The following is a 23,838-nucleotide window of genomic DNA, read 5'->3' as shown; positions in this document are numbered from 1 at the left end:
TCTGTCTGTCTTAGACTGCGGTTGGGTCGACCTTCCCGGCCACGTAGACCAGACTCACCAACAGCAGCCCGACACTCGCTGGAAGCAGCCAGCTGTAGACGGTGAGAAGGGTACTGCTGACCTGGATACCGAGCGCGATGGCAACGACCGGGCCACAGCAGGCACCGCCGGCGAGCAACGCGGGCACCGAGGCAAGCAGGCCACTCCCTGCGCCGATACCACAGGACGCCGGCTGGCTGATAGCCAGATAACTCACAGCAAAGTTCACGCCGACGAGGGTGGCAATTCCAAGGCCGATTGCTGTGTTGAGCGGCGAAAACACCCAGTTCACGACGCCGAGTTCGACGAACGCAATCGCCTCGTAGCTGAACTGTCCCGGGCTGGGCTCGAACATCCGCGCCAGCGGGTCAGCAACCGGCATATCGTAGCTGAAACCGGCCGAGGTGTCGATAGCGATATCGGTGATTGCGTACAGGTACGCGAACAGGTAGCTGGCGGTGACAGCGAGAAAGACCGCCAGCGAGTCGCGCCGACCCAACACGCCAACCGAAACTCGCCCGGTGTCGCGGAGGCGTTGCTTGGCTGCCTTCGGGACCGCACGGAGCCTGGTTCGTCCCGCGGTCGTTCCAGACATGGCGCTCAGGAGACGACCTCCGTCTCTGGATAGAACCCGTACCACGAGAACCAGAAGACGTCGAAGGCGTTGACTGACTCCAGTGGGAGTTCGTCTGCGGCATCAACTGTCCCGTCGGCTCTCTCGTAGCCGTTTTCGACGGCCTCGACTGACGTTTCCTCGGGATTCCGGTAGACCCATGCCGAGTCGAGCGCCTCGTGGTACGCCGCGAGGTACGGCGTGTCGCCGACGGTCGTTTCGAGCAGGCGCTCGTCCCGAAGGCTCTCCTTGTTGAATGCGACCTTGCCGTCACTGTTCCGTGCGCCGATAAACACCTCTTTTGCGTGGAACTGGTCGCTCTCGTGGCGGGGACCAAACAGGGTGCTGTCTTGGTCGTAGTAGCCGCCACGTGGGTTGTACGCTCCGTACGGGTCGTCACCGTATCGCCGCACAGCTCCCGTCTCTTCGGTCAGGACCTTCGTCTTTGGGTAGGCCGTTTTCCACCGTTCCCAGGTCGTCCACGTCACCCGAACCTCTGACAGCGTCTGTCCCTGCAGTTCGCCGTCAGGGTTGACTGGGTGAATCTGTGGCCACCACGAGTCGGTCGCTCGGTCGAACATGATGAGGTTGCTGTTGACCAGCCGACCCGACACGCCGAACTCGACGTCGCCGCGCTCGAATCCGAGTGCACTGCCGGTCAGCGGACAGTACGTCACTGCCAGGTTCTTGCCGTCGAAGCTATCGTTGACAATTTCGTGGTAGACGAGAATGTACTGTGGGTAGGCTTTTGCGACGCCGTTGTGTGTAACCCCGAACACCGGGTCGCCCGGCTCCAGGTTCTCGCCACCCCACCCTGTGTCGTCGAACGTCGGGTCGTCTATCGAGGGTATCACATCTTTGCCCGGACCCCCACTGACGGCGTCCGCTGACAGCGCCGGCAGGTCGTACGAGAGCGACACCGCAGACTCTGCCAACGGCATCGCCACGTCTGCTGGGTCGGCCGTCGACTGTTCGTTGCCACCGTCTCGGGCATTGTTTCCGGAGGTGTCGGGTGGCTCTGTTCCGGCAGTTCCGGGAGTTCCGTTGTTCGAGGTATCGGCACCGTCCGCCGAACCGCCGTCGTCTGACGACCCGTCAGTACAGCCTGCGAGTGCAACGGTTCCGGCTGCTGCTAGAAGCGCCCGCCGAGACGTGTTTCGCATACCACCATTTGACTGTCACGACGATTAAACCAATCCCGTTCGTGTGTCTCCCTAGCACGACCGGCTTACTCGTAGATGTCGTCGAACCGCTCGGCCAACTGGATATCGTTGTCGGTGATGCCGCCGGCGTCGTGCGTCGTCAGTCGGACTTCGACCTCACCGTAGGTGATGGTTATCTCCGGGTGATGCCAGGCGTCCTCGGCCACGCCGCCTGCGCCGGCCGCGAAGCCGACGCCGTCGAGGTAGGAGTCGAACTCGTAGGTCCTGACGATTTCCTCGCCCTCGCGGTCCCATCCGTCCGGAAGTTGTACGTCGATTTCCTCGTCCGAAAGCAGGTCTGTCATGCCACCTGTCACCAGGGGTGCGACACTCAAAACAGTTCGGCTCAGTCGTCGGCTTCGAGCCCGGTCAGCAGCTGCTGTTTGACGCTTTCCGGCATCTCCTCGAAATCCATCTCTTCGACGAAGGCGGGCGGTCCGCCGCCTTCGAGGTTCGGATCGAACAACTGCAAGGCCGTGTGTATCGTCGACCAGTCGTCCTCCTCAGCAGCGTCACGAAGACTGTTCGTCGGGGCAGCAAGCAGCTGATTCACGATAGCGTCGGCCATCGCCTCGATGACCGCCTGTTGTTCTTCGTCGAAGTCGGTCTCCCTGAACGCAGTCTCCAGTTCGTTTGCCTTGACACGTTCCGCGCTCTCGTACATCGAGGAGATAACGGTGTCGGCACGCTTTCGTTTGTACTGTGTCAGTAGGCGGTCGAACTCCTCGTCGACGATATCTTCGACGCGTGCGGCGGCCTCGTGGCGCATCTCTCTGGTCTTCTCGGTGACAGTCTCCAGCTTGTCGAGGTCGTAGACCCGGAGGTGGTCCATCTCGTCCGCTGCCGGCGGGATGTCCCGCGGGCGTGTGATATCGACGATGAATGTTTCTCCGAGACGCCGGCAGGCGACCGGCTCCAGCACCCAGTCCGTGCTCCCGGTCGACGAGATGACGATGTCACAGGACCCAAGTGTCGCAGCGAGGCCGTCGAGGCCGGTCACCTCGACAGCTGTCCCGTCAGCCTCCAGGAAGTCACCCAGCTCTTCGGCTCGCTCGACAGTCCGGTTTGCGAGCACCAGCCGGTCGACTGCTCCGTCGAGGTGTTCCGCGGCGAGCGACCCCATTTCGCCCGCACCGACGACCGCAGCCGTCGTATCTGCCAGCCCGTGTGTCTCCTCAGCGAGTTTCACGGCGGCGCTGGCAATCGAAACGACACCGTCGTTGATTGCCGTCTCGGTGCGTGCACGCTCGCCCACTCGGAGCGCCTTGGTGACGGCGTCGTCGAGCACCGGTCCAATCGCGTCCTCGGTCCGGGCGGTCTCGTACGCCTCCCGGACCTGCCCGAGAATCTGGTCTTCGCCGACCACCAGTGACTCCAGGCCGGCAGCGACCCGCAGGAGGTGGCGGATGCTCTCCTCGTGGTCCATCTCCCGGGCCGCAGGAGTCGTCTGGAACGTCGCCAACGCCTCGCTGCCCACCTGCCGGTCCGAGGCGACGACGTACGCCTCCACTCGATTGCAGGTCTGGAGGACGAACGCCTCCTCGACGCCCGGCTCGGCCAGCAGCTCAGTCAGCGCCTCGGCGCCGCTCTTGACGGTCGCCGCTTCGAGCTGCTCCAGCGACGCCTCGCGGTGTGACACGCTCGACCCGACGATGAGTCCTCGACCTGTCACAGTCGTTCACCCGGTTGAGATTCGACCACAGTTACTTTTCGGTAGTTCCATCTCCTGCTATCTAAACCCTTCCAAACGCGGCGAAACAGACTGCGCGTACACGCTATCTCAATCACTGTCTGGGCCTCAGTTTTGCGCCGGCTTAAAAACCTCGCGTCCTCCCAGCAGGTGAAAACACCCCTGCTCACAGTCCGACGGCGTCTGCCGGGTCGTCCGGGTCCCCCCGGACGTAGGCCGCCTCAAACCCTCGGTCACGGAGCGTCGCGAGCAGCCCCTCCGCGTCGATACTCGCTTCAAAGTAGAAGACGATATCGAACGAGCCGTCTCGATAGAGTTGCTGACACTCCCAGACGAACGATTCGTCGTCGAGTGTCAGGCCCTGGTGTTGGTTGGAGGCAAACTCCGAGTCGTCGGTCCCCGAGTAGACAAACGTCTCGGTTGGGTCGTATCCCGCGTGGTCGGCGATAACCTCGCCGATTTTGACGGTCTGCTGGTGCATCTCGGGCTCTTCCTCGTTTGCGAGGTCCGTCGAGACCACCAACCCGTCGAGTTCGATGTCCCCGGGTTGTAACAGTTCCCACGCACGCCGCGCCAGATTCGATTCGAGTGTTTCGTCCATATCGGGCCCTACACGCCGCTGGTCAAAGGGGTCACGATTCGAGAAAGCAGGGAAGTGTTCGCCACTGTAGAGCAGTGGCTAACTACACCTGCGGTGGTTCTGGATAACCAGATCGATACCGCTGGTCGCGTTTACAGGCGCTCGAGGTTCTTGGCTCGGGGGCCTTTGTCGGCCTCGACAATCTCGAATTCGACTTCCTGGCCCTCTTCGAGGTCAGGGCCGCCAACGTCTTCCATGTGGAAGAAAACGTCTTCGTCCGCGTCTTCTGTGTCGATGAAACCGTAGCCGCCAGTGTCGTTGAAGAAATCAACCGTACCTTCTGCCATTGCAACTATTCAGACGAGGCCGATATATTAAAAGGCTGTGGTCCTGTAGCGCCTGTTCGTGCGGGCGTCACGGTTTCTTAACACAAAACTCTTATCTGGCCACCCAAAGAATCAAGCGAGAGAATGGTATCACGCCCACGTGAGTGGCTCGAGTCGCTCTACGAGCGCGTCCTCGAACACGAGATATCTCGCACGCCCACTCACGTCGCCGTCATCCAAGACGGAAACCGTCGGTACGCAAGCCAGCACGGCGAGGGCCCGACACAGGGGCACCGTGCAGGAGCCGACACGACAGAGGCGCTTCTGGAATGGTGTGACGACTTCGGAGTCGACGAGGTTACCCTCTATACGTTCTCGACAGAGAACTTCGACAGGCCAAAACAGCAACGCGAAGAGCTGTTCGACCTCATCGCCTCGAAGCTCCGGGAGTTTGCCGACGCCGACCGTGTCCACGACCAGGGCGTTCACATCCGGGCAATCGGCGAGACACAGCGTCTTCCAGAGCGGGTTCGAGACGCTATCGCCTACGCCGAGGAACAGACTGCAGCGTACGACCGCCTCCACCTCAACGTAGCACTTGCCTACGGCGGCCGTGCGGAGTTGCTCACGGCAGCTCGCAACATCGCCACGCAGGTCAACGAGGACGACCTCGACCCAGCCGATATCGGCGTCGAGACCGTCGAGAACGCGCTGTACGACGGACCAACACACGACGTCGACCTCATCCTCCGGAGCGGCGGCGACGAGCGGACTTCGAACTTTCTTCCCTGGCAGGCAAACGGCAACGAAGCTGCTGTCTACTTTTCGACGCCGTACTGGCCTGAATTCAGCAAGATTGACTTTCTCCGGGCTATCCGGACCTACGAACACCGCGAACGGATGTGGCGACAGACTCGGGCGAGACGCGCCCGTGAGTTGCTCCACGTCCTCGGACCAGACGCCTGCCCGGATGCCAGACAGACCTTCAAGCGGTTCCGGAACGCGCTTCCGGTCGCAGAACAAGATCCACCAGGGCAGCCTACAGACGGTGAGCCGGCTGACTGAGAGTTACTCACCGAACCGGCGCTGTCTGTCCTGGTAATCTCTGAGTGCGCGCAGGTAGTCCCGCTTTCTGAAGTTTCGCCAGTTCACGTCCGTGAAATACAGCTCCGAGTACACCGACTGCCAGATCATGAAATCCGAGAGCCGCTCAGCACCAGTCTTGATGACGAGGTCCGGCGCTGTCGGGAAGATGAGCCCCTGCTCGATGTCTTCTTCGGTCACGTCCTCTGGGTCGAGATAGCCGGCCTCGACGTCCTCCGCGATACCCTGGACTGCGGCCGCAAACTCGTGTTTGCCACCGAGCCCGATACTCACCTGTACAGGCGTCTCTGCTTGGCTGTCGTCGTCCGGCGTCCGGACTGCAACTTCACGGGGAGTCTCGACCCGGCGAAACGCCTGTTCGAGGGTCGGAATCGCCTCCCCATCGAGGACGCTGACGTAGACGACCACCTGCTCCGCTCCGTACTCGAACGCCCACTGTAGAAAGCGAGACATCGTCTCGTATGCTCCGTCCTCCAGTAGGTCCCGCTCGGTAATGACGAGCGCAACGGTCTCCGGGAGCTCCTGCCCGGCAAACCGCACACGGCTGGCGAGATACCTGTCGTACAGTCCCACGAATCGGGCTGTGAGGGGCGGGGGCAAAATACCACCGCTCTCGTTGTCCTTGACAATAGAGATGTCAGTAAGTTACATAGTGGTCAGGATTTGTGCATCCAAGCGGAATGATACAGCGACACCAGCCTGTTCTGCACCGTCGATTTTACCGGATTGACACCGATAGACGTAGTATCGAGAGAACGGCCCACAGCACATATAGAGATATATAGCAATATATATCAGTACCCCAAATCAATACTGCTCAGTACGTACAAATATAAATACGGCTGGCAGAGGTAATCTATTAGAAAGATATATTGGTGGCGGCAAAGAGGTATTATCCAGAATGGCAGATAAGCGTGCCAACTGGAAAGAAACGCGTCGTAAATTCATCGCAACAACCGGTATTGCGGGCACTAGTCTCCTTGCTGGCTGTATCGGCGGGGATGACGGCGACGACGGCGAGGATGGAGGCGACAGTTCTGACGGCGAGGATGGAGGCGACAGTTCTGACGGCGAGGATGGAGGCGACAGTTCTGACGGCGAGGACGGTGGAGACACGACAGAAGACACGACTACCACGATTGGGTTTGCGCTCAACCCAGCAGAAGCAAATGTCGAAATCGAGGCACAGTATCAGCCACTGTTCGACTATCTCGAAAGCGAGCTGTCGATCAAAGTTGAACCGCTTCGCGCAGCGAGCTACACCGCGACGACCCAGGAGATTCGACGTGGTGGCGTTGAGCTTGCAGACACCTCTCCGTTCGTGCCGGCGGCGACCGACGGTATCGCCGATGTCGTCGGTATTCGGGAGGCATATGGCTCAGATAAGTACTTCTCGATTATCACGACGACAACCGACAGCGGTATCGAACAACTCAGCGACCTCGAAAGTGAGACGATTGCCTTTGCCGCACCGACCTCCACGTCGGGGTCGCTGGTCCCGACGTTGATGCTGAAAAATGCAGGACTCGAAGTTGGGTCGGCTCCACAGGGCGACCCACCAGATTTCACCGCACGCTACTCAGACCACACGACGGCCCGGAAACAGATGGTCAACGACCCGTCGATTTCTGCCGCAGCGACTGGTGCGTTTTCGGCGGCACCTCACGTCCCACAAAAGCAATTCGACCAGATGTCTGATAGCTTCTCCGACCTCTCGTCTGAGTACGAGGGCGCTGGTGAGGCAGACCCACAGCTCAATCTGCTCGCGGTTTCTAACCCGCTCCCGCGTGCGCCTATCATGGCGCGCTCGGACTGGAACGCAGACATTCGCTCGGATGTCGAGTCGGCTCTCATCAACGCGGAACCGGGCGGAGACGCATTCACGCACGAAGAAGGATACGAGGGCGAAGAACTCTGGTTCACCAATATCAAAGAGGGCTCGGAATCCGACTACGAGCCGATTGAGAAGGTGCTTAACCAACTTGAAGTCGAAATCGGCGACCTCTAAAATACGCGAAACGTACCAGAATTATTTATGGTCCGAATAGAAGTTGACGACCTCAGAAAAGAGTTCGGAGAGACCGTTGCACTCGACGACGTCTCGTTTGTCATCGAGGACGGCGAGTTCGTCGTCGTGCTTGGCGTGTCCGGCTCTGGGAAATCGACCCTACTCCGCTGTCTGTCAGGTCTCACGGAGCCAACAGCAGGCGAGATTCTGATAGACGGGACGCCAGTACAGGGCCCCCGCAAGGAGGTTGCGATGATTTTCCAGCAACACAATATCATCGACGATATGTCGGCGTATGGCAACGCACTCTCCGGTTCGATTACACGCTATGGCTTCCTCAAGAGTTTTCTCCGTATTCAGGATACCACCGAAAAAGAACAGGCCTTGGAGGCACTCAAGACGGTCGAACTGCTTGATGAGGCCCAGCAGAAGGCACGCCGGATGAGTGGCGGCCAGCAACAGCGCGTCGGAATCGCGCGTGCGCTGGTTCAGCAACCCGACGTCTTGCTGGCCGACGAACCGGTGTCGAGTCTTGATCCCGGTAGTGCCCAGCAGGTGATGCGATATCTTCAGGCCGCCGCCGAGGACCGGAATCTAACAGCCCTGAGCAGTCTCCATCAGGTCAATCTCGCACGCAAATTTGGCGAGCGCTTCATTGGCCTGCGCGACGGGAAGAAAGTCTTCGATGGCTACCGCGACGAACTGACAATCGATGTTGTCGACGACATCTACGGCGATATCGAAACTGAGGGGATGTTTGTCGGTGCGTCGTCGGAGGAACAGGCCAAGTCACTCGACGAGGAGGTGGCCCCGTGACCGACGACACCGCTTCGTCCGAAGACGGGGTCCAGACCGACGGCGGGACAGCGACACCACAGCCTGAGACACCAGATGACGAGCCACTCGACGATGATATCACCGGTGCGCTCGACAAGATACGACAGGCGCGAAAACGTCGTGCACTCGGCTGGGTCGCCACGCTTGGTGTTATTGGATTTCTGTTCCTGCAGGCGATCTTTGCAGTCCGATTGCCGGACGAAAACTACCAGATTGGGTTCTTCATCGATAGCCTCGGTGACTTCTTCCCGACGACCGATTACTTCGGTGTCATCCCGTTCATCGACGTCGGGGAGTATATCGACTACATCCTCCAGAACAACCTCCTCTTCGACGCAGACAAGTTCTTCGAGTTGTTCAGCGACCCGATGGCGTTTTTCTTCGACGGCCTCGGGATGTTCGATATGTTCGGCCAAGCCGGAATCACGCTCGCGATGGGTCTGGCCGGCACAATCATAGGGTTCCCGCTCGCGTTGACCTTCGGGACGCTCGGGTCAGAGCGCGTCACCCCGTTCCCGTTCAATTTCCTGTTCCGGGGAACGATGTCTGCTATCCGGTCGATTCCGGCGATTATCTGGCTCCTCATCCTGATTCCGTTCGCCGGACTCGGTCCTGCGTCTGCGACGTTTGCAATCGCTGTCGACACCGTCGGAAATCTCGGCCGATTGTTCGTCGACGAACTTGAAGAAATCGAGGAGGGACCGATAGAAGCAATGGACATGGCTGGCGCGAACTATCCACAGCGGGTCTTCTTCGGCATGATAAGCCAGGTTCGAACGAGCTTCATCGCCTGGACGCTGTACATCCTCGAAATCAACGTCCGCATCGCGGTCACGCTGGGCGCGTTCGGGGCCGGTGGACTGGGTGAAATCGTCAACGTCGAGCGTGGGCTGTTCAACTTCGACCATGTGATGGCGACACTCATCTGCATCTTCTTCCTTGTCATCTCTGTCGAGATATTCAGCCAGCGACTCCGCTCGCGTCTGCGTTCCGACGAACAGAAGATGAGCATCTGGGAGCTGATTACCGGCTTCCCGAACCGCATGAGCGAATCCCTGTTGAGATGATGGGTGAGTACGACCACGTCGTCGTTGCGGTCTGTGGGCTCCCGGGCGTCGGCAAGTCGACGGTCTCGTCGTATCTGACCGACCGTCTGGACGGCGTTCGACTACGGACAGACGCGATACGAAAAGAACTCGTCGACGAACCAGTCTACACTGACGCAGAGGGTGAACGCGTCTACGACGAACTGTTCAGCCGGACCGAGCACCACGTCCAGAACGACGAGCCGGTCGTGCTCGATGCGACCTTTGCCGACGAGAGACACCGGAAACGAGCAAACCGTCTCGCAGAGGACCTTGGAGCCGAGTTCCGGTTGATTCGGGTGGTCTGTGACGCCGATGTCGTCGAGAACCGCATCGAGTCGCGTGAAGACATCAGCGACGCTGACGCGGCAATCTACCGTCAGTTCAAAGACGAGTTCGACTCGCTCGACCTTGACTACGACCGAATCGACAACTCGGAGTCACTGTCACGAACAAGAGCACAGGTCGACGCGCTCTTCGAGACGGTTCTCCCGTAGCGGTCCTCACTTCTCTCGAATGCGACCGTCGTCTTCGGTTTCTGGGAACATCTTTCCGGGATTGAGTGTATCTGTCGGGTCGAGTGCTCGCTTGACCGCACGCATTGCTTCGACTGTCTCCTCGTCGTATTCGTCGACGAGATACTGGCGTTTCCCCCGGCCGACACCGTGTTCGCCGGTGGCGGTTCCGCCGACGGTTATCGCGCGGTCGACGATGTCTGCGTAGACTGCTTTGCCGCGTTCGACTTCAGACTCGTCATCGTCGTCGACGAGCACAGCGTAGTGGACGTTGCCGTCGCCGGCGTGTCCGAAACAGGCGACGGGCAGACTGGCCTCCTCGCCACGCGTCTTGGCGTATTCGATCATGCTCCCGTACTCGCTGATTGGGACCGTCACGTCTCCGGCGTGGAGGGGTTGGCGGTCGGGGTCGTACTCCGAGAGGGCATACGCCAGCTCTGTCCGAGCCTCCCAGAGTTCGTCCATCCGGTCGTCGCCGGCGATTTCGAAGCTCTCTGCGTCGTGACTTTCGATGAGATCCCGACAGAAGGCAATCTCGTCCTCGACGTTGTGATCGGCGTGAAACTCCAGAAAAACCATCGGTGCATCTGGAAGCGAGGCACCGGTGTAGGTGTTCGACATTCGGGCAGACGTGGTGTCCATCAGCTCGATTTTGGCCACGTCGACCCCAGCCGTGACCACGTCTCGGACCGCGGCTGTTGCGTCCTGAAGCGTCGGGAAGATAGCTCGTCCGCCGCGACGCTGTGCGGGCCGTCCCGCGAGTTCCAGCGTCGCCCGGGTGACGACGCCCAGCGTCCCCTCGCTCCCGACAAACAGGTCACGGAGGTTGTACCCTGCGGAGGTCTTCGGTGCTTTCGACCCGGTCGTGATGACCGAGCCGTCGGCCAACACGACTTCGAGTTCGAGCACCCAGTCTGCCACCTCGCCGTATTTCACCGTCTGCATGCCGCTCGCGGCGTTCGCAATCATCCCGCCGATTGTCGAGATATCGCCCGAGGAGGGTAGCGGCGGGAAAAAGAGGCCGTGGTCGCCGGCCGCCTCCTGAACCGCTGGCCCCATGACACCCGGCTCGACATCAATCTGGAAGTCGTCAGGCCGGACATCGAGCACAGTATCCATCCGGGTGAGGTCCATGCTGATGCCTCCGTGGACCGGGACAGGGTTGCCTTCGAGGCTCGTGCCGGCAGCATATGGGGTGACCGGAATGCCACGCTCGGTAGCGGCTTCGAGGACGGCAGAGACCTCTGCGGTTGTCTCGGGGTAGACCACCACGTCAGGCATGACGGGTTCTGGTGTGACCCACTCCGAGAGCGTGGCCCAGTCGCCGCTGTGCTCGGCCCGGGCGTCCTCCGCCGTCGAAACCTGTCGCTCACTCAGAATTTCCGTGAGGTCGTCTTCGGTCATTGACGACACCACGGGAGCCCGCCACTATAGCTTTCCCCCTGTCAGGTCCAAAACACGAGCCCGCTACACAGCCAGCTGAGCTGGATTCACAGCTCGACTAACTAGGTGATTCCACATGGTCTCTCCTCATAGTGATTATTGCGCGTTGTTCCCGCCATGGTTTCGCTTATCTCTCCTATCGGACAATAAAACGAGCGATTCACTAAAACGGGTCTGAAAATCACCGCAATAACCAGTATCAGTCATCACGACGGTCCTGTATATACTCCCAAATTTCGACACAGCCAGCACCCTCTTCGAGGTCGTCATAGTAGGATTCGATTTCGTCACGGTCATCGGACGGCTGGCTGGTATGATCAGTGTCACGTGACATAGAGTCGGTATACGATTACATTGCTACAAGTTACCAATAAGCATTTCCCTAAGCTCAATCCGACGCCGGAGTAGATTTGATTGTGGGCTGCGTACCGGGTGCATGGAGACAGTTAACATCGACGAGCTGGAAAACAGCGTCCAGCCGGCGGCTCGGATGTGTCGGCTCACCGATGCGCTCGGCCTGACCGATGTCGCAGTCAACTACTACGAACTCGAACCGGGCGATAGCTTCGCCTTCGCCTACCACAGCCACGAACTCCAGGAGGAGGTCTTCTACATCCAGGAGGGGACCGCTACGTTCGAGACCGAAGACGGAGATGTCGAGCTCGAGGCCGGTGAACTCATCCGGTTCGGGCGCGAGGAGCTTCAGCGCGGCTGGAACTACGGCGACGAGACTGTCGTCGCACTCGCACTCGGAGCGCCTCTCGAGTACGGTACACAGGTAACCCTGCGATACTGTGAGCACTGTGATACGAAGACAGACAACAGTCTCGACGGGGTAAAAGAGGGAGACAAATCGGCTGTCGTCGCGCGGTGTACGGCGTGTGGAACCGAGACGGGGCGGTGGTATCGCGGGTCGATGGACGGAACCGTTCCCTGATACTGACTGTTGCAACTCGGTACCGCCGCAGCGACCCAACCCACCGGCTACGTCCCGTGAACCGTCGAGATTCTTGACGTGGCCGCGGACATAACCGCAAAATCCGCACGAGTCAGCTCTTCGCCGACCCGCGTTACTCCTCGCCCGTCGCCTCCGTCGGCTGTCCGCCGTCACTGGCTGTTGGCGTGGCCGATTCCTCCGGGGAGGTGGCAAACGAAGCCTCCGGCCCGAAGTACCGCGTCCAGAGGACGAGCAGGCTCGGGAGAACAAGCACGCTCGCAAGGAACGCGTAGATGATGGTCATGCCGGTGATGATGCCGAACTGCTGGAGCGGCGGCAGGATGGCGAAGGCAAGCACGCCGAATCCACCGACAGTCGTCGCAGCACTGCCCAGCAGTGCGCCGCCGGTTCCGGTCACCGTTCTCGACATCGATTTCCAGACCGAGCCGGTCCGGTCGAGTTCGAGTTTGTACCGCTCACTCATGTGGATGCTGTAGGCGACACCCAGCCCGACTGTCAGACTCGTAATCATCCCCGTCATGACGTTGAACGGGATGCCGAGCACGTACATCGTGCCCAGAATCCACGTGACGCTGAACAACACCGGGAGCAGCGTCACCGCACCGAGCATCGCGCTCCCGTCGGTAATCCGGTAGGTAACCATCAGGAACGCGAACACGGCGACGAGGGTGATGAGCAGACTCTCGACGACCGTATCGAACAGCTGGTCCTGGACGATGTCGAACAGGATTGTCTGCCCGGTCGCGGTCACCGTGAGTCCGTCACCGTTGAGGCCGGCCGCAATCGAGCTCATCTCGGTTCTCACGTCACTCATCGCGGCAGTGCCGCTGGTGGAGACAACCATCCGAACGGCCTGGTAGCCGTCGTCGGACTGGTAGATGACGTTCCCTGCCTCCTGTGGAGCGACAGCGAACAGCGCGTCGTACACCTGCTCGATGTTCTGGTCTGGCACCATGTCGCCGTCGGTGTCTGCGCCGGCGAAGGTGGCGTTGAACGTCTCGTTTTCCGCTGCCACCTGTTGCATCGTCTGGAGCGGTCCCTGGACATCGGCACCACCACCCGACAGCGTGACTACGACATCGCTGTTGGCTGCCTCACGCTGTGCCTGTGAGAGGTGTTGTAACGTCTCTGGGTCTGTAATCTCTCCCTCGAAGAGAAGCTGTGCCTGGGAGTCCTCGCGGACGAAGTTCTGGTTGACGAACTCCAGATTCTCTTTCATCGAGTACTCTCCAGGTGCGAAGGGCTCGGGGAGGTTGTCGGTCCACGCGGGGGGGTCCTCGGCGATGAAATCTTCCTGGTTGAAGCTGGTATCGACCTGGCTGGCCCCGTATGCGCCGCCCGCACTCACGAGCAACGCGACGAGGAGGATGGCAACTGGTGCCTTCTTCGCGGCAGTTGCGCCAGCACCGAGAACGCTACTGAACCGACTGTTCCCCGTTCCGAACGCGCGTTTCTTCCGAGAGATACCGCGGTTCTCCAGGAAGCTGTCGACCTCGATTTTCACCGCGGGAATCAGGATGCCGAATATCAACAGTGCGGCGACAATGCCGACTGCACTCACGATACCGAAATCCTGTATCGGCGGGACCGGACTCGTGAGATTCGAGAGAAAGCCGATTGCGGTCGTGGCAGTCACCAGGACGAGTGCAGTCCCGACGCCGGCCAGTGCGGTCCGCATCGAGCCGCGCACGTCTTCTTCCCTGTATTCACCATCCTCCTGACGCTGTTCGCGGTGACGCATGAAGATGTGGATGGCGTAGTCGATAGAGAGCCCGATGAGGAGAACGGGAACCGCGATGAACATCTGATTGAAGCCGATGCCGGCCCAGCCCATGAACCCGAACGTCCAGACGAGGACGGCACCGATACCGAACAGCCCGAGCACGATATCCAGGAAGTCGCGGTAGGCGACGACCAGGGCAACGACGACAAAGATAAGCGCCAGTGGCCCCACAATCGCCAGGCTGTCTCCCATCGAGTTGTTGATCTCATCGCTCATGATTCCGGTTCCGAAGACGATGGTCTCGGAGCCGTCAGCGCCGACCTGGCTCGTTGCCAGCGACTGCATTGTCAGCTGTGCGTCGATGAGCTGCTCGGACGCCGCACCGGCCTGTCCCTCGCCGCTGGTCTGGTGGGTGACCAGGAGCATCGTCGCGTTTGCAGTGCTGGAGCCTGGCTCGTAGCTGGTGGGCATGAATCCGAGCCCGTTGAGCTGGCCGCTCGAATCCGGACCCAGTACCGCCCCGAGCGCGCGCTCGTACTGTGTCGTATTCAACGACTCTATTGCGGTTATCTGTTCGTCAATCGAGGGAGACGTACTCTCCAGGGCGGACTGACGTTGCTCGAGTTCAGAGCCAAGCTCCTGGAGTCGTTCGCCGTCTGCCTCCAGCTGTTGGCTCCGCTGCTGGAGCGTCTCGTACTCGTCGGCGAGGACGCCCTGCGTACCCTGCTCGTAGGCGCGTTCGACCGCCGACTCGTCTGTGGCGGTCCGCAACAACTGGACGGAGCTATTGAACGTCTCGTACTGTGTCTCGCCCAACTCGACTGGGGCACGCTCACGGACTGTCTCGAACCGGTCACGCGGTGATACTGTCCGGTCGTCCCGGAGGTCATCGAGTGCAGCACGCAGTTCCTGCCGGGTCGTGTTCAGCGCAGTCTGTCGTTGCTGGAGCGCGGCCCGCTCGTTGCGAACAGTCGCGTTCAGCTGCTCGAACTCCGCAGCCAGCGACTGCAACTCCTGTTGTTGTTCGCCGAGAATCGCCGAGGTTGCCACCAGGTTCGCGACGCCCACTGTCGGACGCTCTGTGGCCAGCGTCTGACCGATGGTCTCGTTATCCCGGAATGACTGTTGTAGCCGGAGGGTCTCGACCATCGTCTCCTTCGAGAGTGTGTTCTCTCCTCGGACGATGACCTGTGCGGTGGATGTATTCTCCGAACCGGTCGCGAAGTTGTCCTCAATGTAGGTCAGTTTCTGTGCCTCGTCGGTGTCGCTCTGGAACTGGTCGAGCGAGGATGACTGCTCGACCATCCCGGCCCCCGCGCCCGCGGCGACGGTCACAATCAACATAATTGCAATAACTGCCCGACTGTGTCCCGTAATCACCTCTGAGAGGCGGTCTGACAGACTCATCTGCCCGTCGCCTCCAGTGTTCTATGGGTATTCGACCCGCTCGGGTATCTCATCTCGTGTTGCTCTCGCATACTGATTGAACGTTTATTCAGGAACGGTATATACTTTCTGTCTCTCTTTTCGTAAGCCGTTATATACGTACCTCAAATGGGAGTTCGACACGCTACCCGCAAAGTTACTGATTGATTATTCAGTCACTATTTTATACGTAGAACACAAAGGTGAAGATTGATGAACACAGTATCTCAGTCAAATGAGTCCCAGGGGGCGGACAACGTCCGAGTCCATGGAGGGGGCTATTTGACACACGACCAGGAGTGATTTTGAACGATGGACAAATCTGTCTCGTTTCTGGAGGAGCCCGAGAACACGCGCGAAGAGATACTGAAAGCGACCTACGATGCATTCCGCGAACACGGATACAGCGACATCACGATTCAGAAAATCAGCGACGAATTTCCAAAGAGCAAATCCCTGCTGTATCACCACTACGACGGGAAAGACGACCTGTTGCTCGACTTTCTGGAGTTCATGCTCGACCAGGCCGAGGAGCAGTTTCCTCTCCAGCCAGGCGAGGGTGCCGATGCACATATCGAGCAGGTCATCGACGCGATGTTCACGCCCGGGGAACCGGTCACCGACGAGGACTTCTCTCGGGCCATGGTCGAGCTCCGAGCACAGGCCGCACACGACGACCGGTACGAGGAGTATTTCACCCGAACAGACCGCTTTACCTCGAAACACGTCGAGTACATCATCAGGTCCGGTATCGAGCAGGGTGTGTTCCAAGAGGTAGACCCCGAGGAGACTGCCGCCCTGTTTCAGGTCATGTTCGTCGGCCTCGCAACACAGCAGGTGACTAGCGACGAGTCGATTCTCGAAGACTGTCGTTCTGAGTTCGAGCGATACGTCCGGACCTGTCTTCTCCGTGATTCGGCGGACACAGACTGAGACGTCCCGCGGCGTGGACGCGTCGATTTTTTGATGCGGGTGTTCGAACCGGAGTCAGACGTGTCCGTCTCAGCGTGCGCGACTGGTGGGGTTCAAACCGAAACGAGACTCACTTTGCTCGTCTCGTCGGATTCGAATCTCCGGGCCCGTTCGCTTGTCGCGTCTGCTCCTCGCAGAATGGGCGTGGCGGGACTGAGCAAAACCGGAGGTTTTGCGAAGGTCGCCACGCTCGCGAGCGTGTTCCGAACAGACGTGAGGAACCGCGAAGCGGGCGTGGCGGGCTTTCGTTCAGGCGCTGAACGGACTGTCCTCTAAACCGTGAAACAACCGGTTTCAGGGTACTGGCCACGACTGTCTCGGGCGGTTCTCGCGTGATCGATATGGAACTTGAACCAATCGAACCAACGGAGGCGGTGGAATTGTACCTAGCAGACAGAGAGACAGAGGTCACTCGTGCAACGATTACCTCCCACAAGTACCGATTAGGACACTTCGTTCGATGGTGTGACCAGAACGGGATTGAGAATTTGAACGCGTTGACCGGTAGGAAGCTCCATGAGTATCGTCAGTGGCGACGTGACGAGGGCGAACTATCCCCTGCCTCAGAGAAAACCCAGATGGACACCCTTCGCGTCTTCATTCGCTGGCTCGAAACAGTAGACGGTGTAGAACAGGACCTCCATACGAAGGTGCGCTCACCGGATCTGAGTGGTGAAGAAAAATCACGAGACGTGATGTTGGATAAAGAACGTGCAGACCGGGCATTGGAGTACCTACGAAAGTATAAATACGCGTCCCGTCAGCACGTTGTGCTCACACTTCTGTGGCATACGATGATGCGGGTAGGAGCTCTGCATGCATTGGACGTTGGTGATTTCAATGAAGAAGAACAGTCTATTGAAGTGGTTCATAGACCAGAAAAGGACACGTCAATCAAAAATGCTGAGCGGGGTGAACGACATATTGGTCTCTCTGATGAGGTTTGCACTGTTCTTGTGGACTGGATCACCGACCGCCGACCAGATACAACAGATGAACACGGTCGTCACCCGCTCATCTCTTCGGAACTGGGCCGTGTTCACCGTACTACACTTCGACGGGATTGCTATCGGTATACTCGACCTTGTGTCTTCACCGATGAATGTCCTCACGACCGCAAAATTAGCGATTGCGACGCGGCGGAGCACGACCATCCATACGAGTGTCCGTCAAGCGTGAGCCCCCACGCCTTTCGACGTGGTGCTCTCACGCACGCACTCAATTCTGAAGTTCCAGAAAAGGTGCTCAGCGATAGGGCTAATTTGTCAGAATCAGTACTTGATGAATTCTACGATAATCGGTCAAAACAGGAACGAATGGAGAAGCGACGAAAATACTTAAACCATATCTGAAAATACGGGACACTACATCTTTCTTGCCTACTCTCTACTTCCGCTGTGTAGTTGATTGGTCGCGTCTCAAAACCGTTTAATCTTTGCTACGGTAATTTACGGTAAACTTACTGTAATTTCATTTGGATGACTGATAGTAATTGTTGCGGTTATTTTCGTGAGCACGTCACGAATATCAGTGTTTCACGGCGTGAGACCCACGTCTCGTTTCCCGACGGCGGTAACGACTCGCAACTATCATTATGAGACGGTCGTAAATTGACAGTAGAACTGCTAAAGCAGTCTATTCCTCAGCCGCGACAGTGTTTCCCAACTCGGAGAGCGAAGGCTGAGCGAGAACTTTGAACGGTTCTGCGACGCGACCGTTCTGGTATCGGCAGTTCCGTGAGATCGTTCTTCTCTTCGCGCTCAACAACATCAAGAAGCTCACCAAGACACTATAATCCGATTCCCGTACCCTACTTTCAAGAGAGCATTTTAGTCTTTCCTGTTGGCCCTGTTATCAGAGAACAGGTAAAAACCAGAATAGAAGGTGACGAATAAATCAATTTCTGGTTCTATATTTATATGAGTTGTCTGGATTTTGTCAAATTATGGATGCATTCCCATAATATTTTACCTAATGAATGTATGTAGCTATTTATGGCAGATGTAAATGAGTCAAGTCAGCAAGAAGAAAAGTCTACTAATAGCCCCGGCCCAAATGAGCAATATTGTATTTCCTGTGGTGATACAATCAGTTCTAAAGCTGACGTTTGTCCACACTGCGGAGCACCTCAAGACGAGAGTTCGAGTGGCAGACAAAATAGTGCAAGTCAAGATAATACGAATCTCTCTCCGGAGGGTGAAAGGCAATTTAAACAAGCAATTGACGACAAAAAGGTAGAAGGTTGGGATGTAAAGAGCCGTCAAGGTGACCGAGTTGTATTGGTCAAACGCGGCTTTGGTAGTCTTGGTTCGCATGTCTTGGTTGCTCTATTGACAGCTTGGTGGACAGTTTTTATCGGTAATGTGGTATATGCGGCATATAAATACTTTATAGACACCGATAAAATGGTTATTCGGAAATCAGAATATCAATAATAGATTGGCCGATATGATACATGTCTGGTAAAAAGCCAGGGTTTGATGAGCAATTTTGTCCGTCGTGTGGAGATATTGCTAACGAACAAGCCCCATATTGTCCAAGTTGTGGTCATCCGATCAGTCCAGATAAGCAAGGAGATAAAGCAACAACTGAGACTGGAGATGTGGAAATAGGCTACGAAACCATTGAGGAAAAACGAAAACAACGGGCCGAGAAAGCCAAAGAAGTTAGCGAGACGGTAGTCGAAAATTCCGGTTCTGTGGTACCTATGGTCAAATCTGCTGTACTCTGGATTGTTGGACTGTTTCTTTTTCTTGGAGGACTCGGGAGTTTTAGTTCCCCGGAGTTATCGCCAGTAGTGGGAGTGCCACTGCTATTTATTGGACTCCTTCTTCTGCCACCTGTCCATGGTCTCATTGGTCGAGATGATGACCCCTTTTCATTTGGCCCTCGACGAACAGTTGAAGAACATTCTGTCATCAATCCAGACCAACCATGTGTAGCATGTGCTAGTCCTGTAGAAGAAGGGGTTAAGCGCGACCGTGTCAAACAATTCGTTATATTTGGAGGTGCTATTTCATCTAATATTGAGGGGGAATCAATATATTGTCAAAACTGTGCTCGGGGAGAAATCACTCACATCAAAGATGACAGCCCAATAAGCCCGGATGAGACTCAAAGGAAATCAAACCAAGCGGATGAGAATACTGAGTCCGAGGCCCTCTCAAAAAACCCGGATACAGGCACTGAAAACTCTGGAGCAAACTAACGCTACTATGTTATAACCCGTTGCATGGTTTCGAGATTAACTCTGACCTATCGAGAGTCAGTCACTAGTGGTAGAAATAGTCCCTTAGATAGAGTAGAAGTCAGATTTTCGATCAGGAATTCCAGCAATCCGGCTTCTGTACCGCATTTTTAACAGAGCGTTTCAATGAGCTTACAGAGTCGGATAGTTCGCCAGCGTCTGTCGGACCCACAACTGGTAGGTTCCACTGAGATGGCGGAGTGACCCATTTCAGAAAGACTGCCGAACCGTCGAGCTCTCTCTTGAGAACAGCCGGAGGGGCATTGTGTAGCACTCATCAACGATTCTGGCTGGGACTATCTAAATAACTAGACGGGCTTGCCCTATAGATATCAATTACTAGCATGGGGAATCAGGCAAGAGGCCCGTGTTATCCTAAATAACGATGGTGAGAGAAGATCAGTACAACTCCGGTGGCGAATCAGATCACCGGTCTACCCCGGGAGAGAGCGCAGTGACGGATCGCTTGGTTGCCCGGCGAAGCGAGGAAATCCACATCAGAAACTTCGACCTAAACCAGGCGTACGATCTAACTATCGAGGTCCGCGACAGCCGGGGTCTCGTCTTTGCCAACCGGTATTACCTCACTCCGGGCAAGATAGTGAGTGAACTCGGCCAATTGCCGGCCGGCGAGTACGAGGTGCAGGTCGAACTCGACGGCCGCCGACAGCAGACCACACTCTGTGAGATCGACGAGACACCTGAACGAACGGCGTTGATCGAGGTTGGCAACGGAACTGTCTCCGCAACAGAAGGACTGTACCGATGAGCCGCTACGACGATGGCGTCGAACGGTCTTGCGCCTCGTCTCTCAGCCGTGTATTACCACCACGACCGCACCAGGGTGATCCCATGTCTCAGCCCTCCGAACAGAACGCATCCACCCACAGTTCCCGCGAGACACCCGAGCAGACTCGTGACCAACTGCTTGATGACCTCACCCCGGAGTCAGTGTTGTCCCCGGTACGGACGGTCAGCTTCTGGATGGCCGTTTCGATGCCGTTTCTCTACCTCCCGCTACTCGTGGGCGGCCTGGAGACGCCCGACGAGGTTGTGGCGTTTCTTGCTCTTGTCATCCTGCACGTGGCTGCGCTTGTTGTCGGCCACAGCCACTACAACTGAGACTCTCGCAGACACTCCGAGAATCTCCACCTTGTTCTACCCAGTGATACATACATAGCTTGGACTGACCGAGAACAGTTGATCGAATAACTCGGTAATAGCGCGTTACACTTGGTAGACGGAGTGTCACCCAACAGCGGACACTCCAGAAACGTGGTGTGTGGTCAGCGTGGTGCATCGCAGCCTTATGTAATAATTTGTTTGAGTCGGGGGAATCTTTGTACATAAGGAATGTCTGTTGTCGTAGGTTCTCACAGATTTACCTATCAGTAGATCACCAGAACTGCCGTGCAAGATAGAGGGCTGTCTCTTACCCACAAATCGAGTCGCTGTCGAGTTCGATGAATCCGACTGAAAATCCCGATACCGACAGAGATAATCTCCTTATGGAACGATTTTGCCGACCTCGTTTACCCGCATTCAGTAATCGCCTACCAGTGGTACCACTGCCCGAATCGCTCCTCACCGCGATTTTCCAAGTACAAATCGGGCCCGACAGCGGCTGAAACGTCTGTTCGGGGCTCGGTGAACTTATGGGTAAGAGACAGCGCTGAAGTGCGAGGCTTTCGCTTCAAACCTTCCCTAAATCGCGCTCTTCATTAAAATCGATATAATATAGTTTTCAGATTACCTCGACGTCATTAGACCCCGAGGCGGTTCACATCCTCCTCGGTCTTTGTGTCCCTCAACGATTTCAGGCCATAGCCAGCGTCAGTATCTTGAGCGTCATGGTTAATACCCTGGCCCAATCAAGTCAGTATATGAGTACGACAGCCGAAGAGAATGAGCCACCGGAAATCAAAGTTTCAGAAACTGCCTCTGAAAAGGCTCTTGCCCTCTTAGAGGAGGAGAACCTGGACACCGACACTGCAGGGCTTCGGCTGTTTGTCCAGCAAGGTGGCTGTGCAGGCCTTTCATACGGTATGCGTTTCGATGACAGTCCAGAGGAGGACGATACCGTCTACGAACACCATAGTCTCCGAGTGTTTGTCGACCCCGCGAGTATTGGTTATATTGAGGGCAGTGTCGTTGAGTATGAAACAGGCCTCCAAGCAGCGGGCTTTGATATTGAGAACCCCAACGTCGTCTCGGAGTGTGGTTGTGGCGAATCGTTCCGTACCTGAATGAAATCACCAGCAAGATAATTACCGCCCCGAATTAACAGTACACAAAATGGACGCTGAAGAACTTGAGCATCGTCTTCTCTCTATCCTCAAAGAGAATCCAAAATCTTCCCTCGGAGAGATTGCTGACCAGGCTGGTGTCGCGCGACCGACTGCCCGGAAGTACATCGAGAAACTTGAGGAAGAAGGTGCAATTGTGGGTTATACTGTCGAAATCGACCCAAAAAAAGTCAGTCACCAGAGCATTGCGATGGTGGGAATTGACATCGAGAGTGACCAATATGTTGAGGCAATAACTGAACTTAGGAATCTCGACTCGCTCACTGCATTATATACCGCGACTGGTGATCACATGTTGATGGCCGAGCTTGAGGCGACAGGGAGCACTGAATTGAATGAGATTGTCAGCAATCAAATCCTCTCAATTTCGGGAGTGACTACGGCCTGCCCGGCTGTTCTTCAGGAACGACTCGAGTAAATCCTCTCGAATGGGGCTTTCGTTCCCACGTGACGAACAACAGAGAGCTGTTTTGCGGTTGAATTTTATCACTCAAAGTGATTATTGCGAGTCGTTACCGCTAGGCTTTCGCTTCTCTCCTGTATCGGACCGTGAAACGACGATTCACCGCATCAGGTCTGAAAATTACCGCACTAATCAGTATCAGTCGGCACTTCATCGGCTGCTTCGAGAATTTCAGGATATCGATTTCCAATCGTGGCCTTGCTCACGTTAGCAATCTCTGCAAGTTCGTCCTGGATAATGTCCTGTTGTGTGAGTTTGGCAGCTGAATACAGCGCTGCTGCGGCTATCCCGACGGGATTTCGCCCATTGTGAACACCGTTTTCAACCGCAGCCTGAATCAGCTCTCGACTTCGACGCTCTGTTTCATTAGGACACCCTAGCTGGGAAGCGAACCGACCGACGTACGATTCAGGATCCGGTGGGTCCATTGCTAACTCCAACTCATCAGCCAGATAGCGATAGGCACGCTCTATCTCCGGTTTATCGACGCGACTTACCGCAGCAACTTCGTCCAGTGTCCGGGGTACATTCTCCAGACGCGATCCGGCGTAGAGGGCTGCCGTTGCCATACCTTCAATTGAGCGCCCTCTGAGTAGGTCCTTTTCGAGTGCCTGCCGGTACAACACACTCGTTGTTTCTCTGATCGGACTGGGGCATCCCAGCGCGGAACCCATCCGGGTGATTTCCCCCAGTGCATGCTTTAGATTTCGCTCTTGAGGATTCTTCGTCCGGAACCGCTCATTCCATTCCCGAAGACGTCGGATTTTCTTTCGCTGTCGAGATGAGAGCGACCGCCCATACGCGTCCTCGTCTCGCCAATCAATAACTGTCGACAAGCCACGATCGTGTAATCGCTCGGTTTGTGGCGCCCCGACCCGCGACTTCTGTTTCTTTTCACGCGAATCAAATGCACGCCACTCAGGACCGTAGTCTAAGCGGTCTGATTCGACGATGCGACCACAGTCTCGGCAGTGGGTCTCAGCCCGCGCCTCGTTGTAGACTATGGTTCCAGTACACTCGGGACATGTCTTGCCCGATTGTGTATCCCGTTCCTCTTCGCTCATTTTGCCGTGTTCCTCAGAAGGGCTTTTTGAGCGAACTCGTGAGGTTATAGATGACTCAGTCACGTTCAACGCCCCCGGGAACAGAGCAACAGTGTCGTTGCTGGTGGAACAAGCGGATATCCCAGTCTCGGCTACGCCAGAAAATAACCGAAGAACTGGGTGTACCGACTCTGAGCGGAGTTTGATTATTTAATTGCTCCGAGAGTTGGCAATCAGGAGACGGTTGTACCATACGGTT

The 23,838-nt window shown here is 56.9% G+C and carries 25 protein-coding genes and 1 pseudogene; 15 read left to right on the top strand and 11 right to left on the bottom strand.

Annotated features, from left to right (window positions below; genetic code table 11):
* Nucleotides 1-10: 10 nt before the first annotated feature.
* From OSC37_RS04710 to OSC37_RS04685, 6 genes are all read right to left on the bottom strand, one after another.
* Nucleotides 11-634 (bottom strand): hypothetical protein, encoded by a 624-nt coding sequence (locus OSC37_RS04710; protein ID WP_267163448.1) that lies wholly within the window; start codon nucleotides 632-634, stop codon nucleotides 11-13.
* Nucleotides 635-639: 5 nt separating this feature from the next.
* Entirely contained in the window at nucleotides 640-1,815 is a 1,176-nt protein-coding gene (locus OSC37_RS04705) for a DUF3179 domain-containing protein (protein ID WP_267163447.1), read from the bottom strand.
* A 65-nt stretch (nucleotides 1,816-1,880) separates the two neighbouring features.
* Nucleotides 1,881-2,159: a 4a-hydroxytetrahydrobiopterin dehydratase gene (locus OSC37_RS04700; protein ID WP_267163446.1), complete on the bottom strand. Its 279-nt coding sequence runs from the start codon at nucleotides 2,157-2,159 to the stop codon at nucleotides 1,881-1,883.
* Between the two features lie 41 nt (nucleotides 2,160-2,200).
* The gene (gene hemA, locus OSC37_RS04695) at nucleotides 2,201-3,526 is read right to left on the bottom strand and encodes a glutamyl-tRNA reductase (protein WP_267163445.1); all 1,326 of its coding nucleotides are present in this window, start codon (nucleotides 3,524-3,526) and stop codon (nucleotides 2,201-2,203) included.
* 184 nt (nucleotides 3,527-3,710) lie between these two features.
* Nucleotides 3,711-4,145, bottom strand: coding sequence for a DUF5778 family protein (locus OSC37_RS04690; RefSeq protein ID WP_267163444.1), 435 nt, complete (start codon nucleotides 4,143-4,145; stop codon nucleotides 3,711-3,713).
* Nucleotides 4,146-4,276: 131 nt separating this feature from the next.
* Complete coding sequence (locus tag OSC37_RS04685) at nucleotides 4,277-4,471, bottom strand: cold-shock protein (protein ID WP_092704245.1); 195 nt, start codon at nucleotides 4,469-4,471, stop codon at nucleotides 4,277-4,279.
* Nucleotides 4,472-4,594: 123 nt separating this feature from the next.
* Between OSC37_RS04685 and uppS the strand changes: the two genes are divergently transcribed.
* Nucleotides 4,595-5,515: a polyprenyl diphosphate synthase gene (uppS, locus tag OSC37_RS04680; protein ID WP_267163443.1), complete on the top strand. Its 921-nt coding sequence runs from the start codon at nucleotides 4,595-4,597 to the stop codon at nucleotides 5,513-5,515.
* Between the two features lie 3 nt (nucleotides 5,516-5,518).
* Here the strand turns inward: uppS and OSC37_RS04675 are convergent, their stop codons facing one another.
* A complete protein-coding gene (locus tag OSC37_RS04675; RefSeq protein WP_267163442.1) occupies nucleotides 5,519-6,127 on the bottom strand; it encodes an undecaprenyl diphosphate synthase family protein in 609 nt (202 codons plus the stop codon).
* A gap of 328 nt (nucleotides 6,128-6,455) precedes the next feature.
* On the opposite strand from OSC37_RS04675, the gene OSC37_RS04670 reads away from it, so the two are divergent.
* From OSC37_RS04670 to OSC37_RS04655, 4 genes are read left to right on the top strand one after another with little or no spacing between them, the layout of a single operon-like run.
* The gene (locus OSC37_RS04670; protein WP_267163441.1) at nucleotides 6,456-7,562 is read left to right on the top strand and encodes a PhnD/SsuA/transferrin family substrate-binding protein; all 1,107 of its coding nucleotides are present in this window, start codon (nucleotides 6,456-6,458) and stop codon (nucleotides 7,560-7,562) included.
* A gap of 27 nt (nucleotides 7,563-7,589) precedes the next feature.
* Entirely contained in the window at nucleotides 7,590-8,378 is a 789-nt protein-coding gene (locus OSC37_RS04665; protein WP_368409533.1) for a phosphonate ABC transporter ATP-binding protein, read from the top strand.
* Nucleotides 8,375-9,466 carry a PhnE/PtxC family ABC transporter permease gene (locus OSC37_RS04660; RefSeq protein ID WP_267163440.1) on the top strand — a complete coding sequence of 364 codons (1,092 nt, stop codon included), beginning with the start codon at nucleotides 8,375-8,377 and terminating at the stop codon, nucleotides 9,464-9,466. Before OSC37_RS04665 ends, OSC37_RS04660 begins: the two co-directional genes overlap by 4 nt.
* Nucleotides 9,466-9,981 carry a P-loop nucleotide/nucleoside kinase family protein gene (locus tag OSC37_RS04655; RefSeq protein ID WP_267163439.1) on the top strand — a complete coding sequence of 172 codons (516 nt, stop codon included), beginning with the start codon at nucleotides 9,466-9,468 and terminating at the stop codon, nucleotides 9,979-9,981. Before OSC37_RS04660 ends, OSC37_RS04655 begins: the two co-directional genes overlap by 1 nt.
* 6 nt (nucleotides 9,982-9,987) lie before the next feature.
* Here the strand turns inward: OSC37_RS04655 and OSC37_RS04650 are convergent, their stop codons facing one another.
* Together OSC37_RS04650 and OSC37_RS04645 are read right to left on the bottom strand one after the other, a co-directional pair.
* On the bottom strand, nucleotides 9,988-11,403 hold the full coding sequence (locus OSC37_RS04650) for an FAD-binding oxidoreductase (RefSeq protein ID WP_267163438.1): 1,416 nt from the start codon (nucleotides 11,401-11,403) through the stop codon (nucleotides 9,988-9,990).
* A gap of 238 nt (nucleotides 11,404-11,641) precedes the next feature.
* On the bottom strand, nucleotides 11,642-11,776 hold the full coding sequence (locus tag OSC37_RS04645) for a DUF8595 family protein (RefSeq protein ID WP_267163437.1): 135 nt from the start codon (nucleotides 11,774-11,776) through the stop codon (nucleotides 11,642-11,644).
* Nucleotides 11,777-11,878: 102 nt separating this feature from the next.
* Here OSC37_RS04645 and OSC37_RS04640 point away from each other — a divergent pair, with 102 nt between their 5' ends.
* Nucleotides 11,879-12,379: a cupin domain-containing protein gene (locus OSC37_RS04640; protein ID WP_267163436.1), complete on the top strand. Its 501-nt coding sequence runs from the start codon at nucleotides 11,879-11,881 to the stop codon at nucleotides 12,377-12,379.
* A gap of 133 nt (nucleotides 12,380-12,512) precedes the next feature.
* Here the strand turns inward: OSC37_RS04640 and OSC37_RS04635 are convergent, their stop codons facing one another.
* Nucleotides 12,513-15,530: an MMPL family transporter gene (locus OSC37_RS04635; RefSeq protein WP_267163435.1), complete on the bottom strand. Its 3,018-nt coding sequence runs from the start codon at nucleotides 15,528-15,530 to the stop codon at nucleotides 12,513-12,515.
* 330 nt (nucleotides 15,531-15,860) lie between these two features.
* Here OSC37_RS04635 and OSC37_RS04630 point away from each other — a divergent pair, with 330 nt between their 5' ends.
* From OSC37_RS04630 to OSC37_RS04595, 9 genes and pseudogenes are all read left to right on the top strand, one after another.
* Entirely contained in the window at nucleotides 15,861-16,481 is a 621-nt protein-coding gene (locus tag OSC37_RS04630) for a TetR/AcrR family transcriptional regulator (protein ID WP_267163434.1), read from the top strand.
* A 380-nt stretch (nucleotides 16,482-16,861) separates the two neighbouring features.
* Nucleotides 16,862-17,872, top strand: coding sequence for a tyrosine-type recombinase/integrase (locus tag OSC37_RS04625; protein ID WP_267163433.1), 1,011 nt, complete (start codon nucleotides 16,862-16,864; stop codon nucleotides 17,870-17,872).
* 347 nt (nucleotides 17,873-18,219) lie between these two features.
* Nucleotides 18,220-18,315: pseudogene (locus OSC37_RS19120) on the top strand (IS5/IS1182 family transposase); the annotation flags it as partial.
* Nucleotides 18,316-18,514: 199 nt separating this feature from the next.
* A complete protein-coding gene (locus OSC37_RS04620; protein ID WP_267163432.1) occupies nucleotides 18,515-18,955 on the top strand; it encodes a DUF8108 domain-containing protein in 441 nt (146 codons plus the stop codon).
* A 20-nt stretch (nucleotides 18,956-18,975) separates the two neighbouring features.
* A complete protein-coding gene (locus OSC37_RS04615) occupies nucleotides 18,976-19,728 on the top strand; it encodes a DUF8108 domain-containing protein (RefSeq protein WP_267163431.1) in 753 nt (250 codons plus the stop codon).
* A 493-nt stretch (nucleotides 19,729-20,221) separates the two neighbouring features.
* Nucleotides 20,222-20,536, top strand: a complete 315-nt coding sequence (locus OSC37_RS04610) for an Ig-like domain-containing protein (RefSeq protein WP_267163430.1) — start codon at nucleotides 20,222-20,224, stop codon at nucleotides 20,534-20,536.
* Between the two features lie 83 nt (nucleotides 20,537-20,619).
* The gene (locus tag OSC37_RS04605) at nucleotides 20,620-20,889 is read left to right on the top strand and encodes a DUF8028 family protein (protein WP_267163429.1); all 270 of its coding nucleotides are present in this window, start codon (nucleotides 20,620-20,622) and stop codon (nucleotides 20,887-20,889) included.
* Between the two features lie 761 nt (nucleotides 20,890-21,650).
* A complete protein-coding gene (locus OSC37_RS04600; protein WP_267163428.1) occupies nucleotides 21,651-22,013 on the top strand; it encodes a HesB/IscA family protein in 363 nt (120 codons plus the stop codon).
* Nucleotides 22,014-22,062: 49 nt separating this feature from the next.
* Nucleotides 22,063-22,491, top strand: coding sequence for a winged helix-turn-helix transcriptional regulator (locus tag OSC37_RS04595; RefSeq protein ID WP_267163427.1), 429 nt, complete (start codon nucleotides 22,063-22,065; stop codon nucleotides 22,489-22,491).
* Nucleotides 22,492-22,664: 173 nt separating this feature from the next.
* Here the strand turns inward: OSC37_RS04595 and OSC37_RS04590 are convergent, their stop codons facing one another.
* Nucleotides 22,665-23,663 carry a transcription initiation factor IIB gene (locus OSC37_RS04590; protein ID WP_438267600.1) on the bottom strand — a complete coding sequence of 333 codons (999 nt, stop codon included), beginning with the start codon at nucleotides 23,661-23,663 and terminating at the stop codon, nucleotides 22,665-22,667.
* Nucleotides 23,664-23,838: the final 175 nt, after the last annotated feature.

Source organism: Halovenus salina (genome assembly GCF_026410925.1).
GTDB classification, from domain to species: Archaea; Halobacteriota; Halobacteria; order Halobacteriales; family Haloarculaceae; genus Halovenus; species Halovenus salina.
This window is presented reverse-complemented; position numbering and strand designations above follow the sequence as displayed.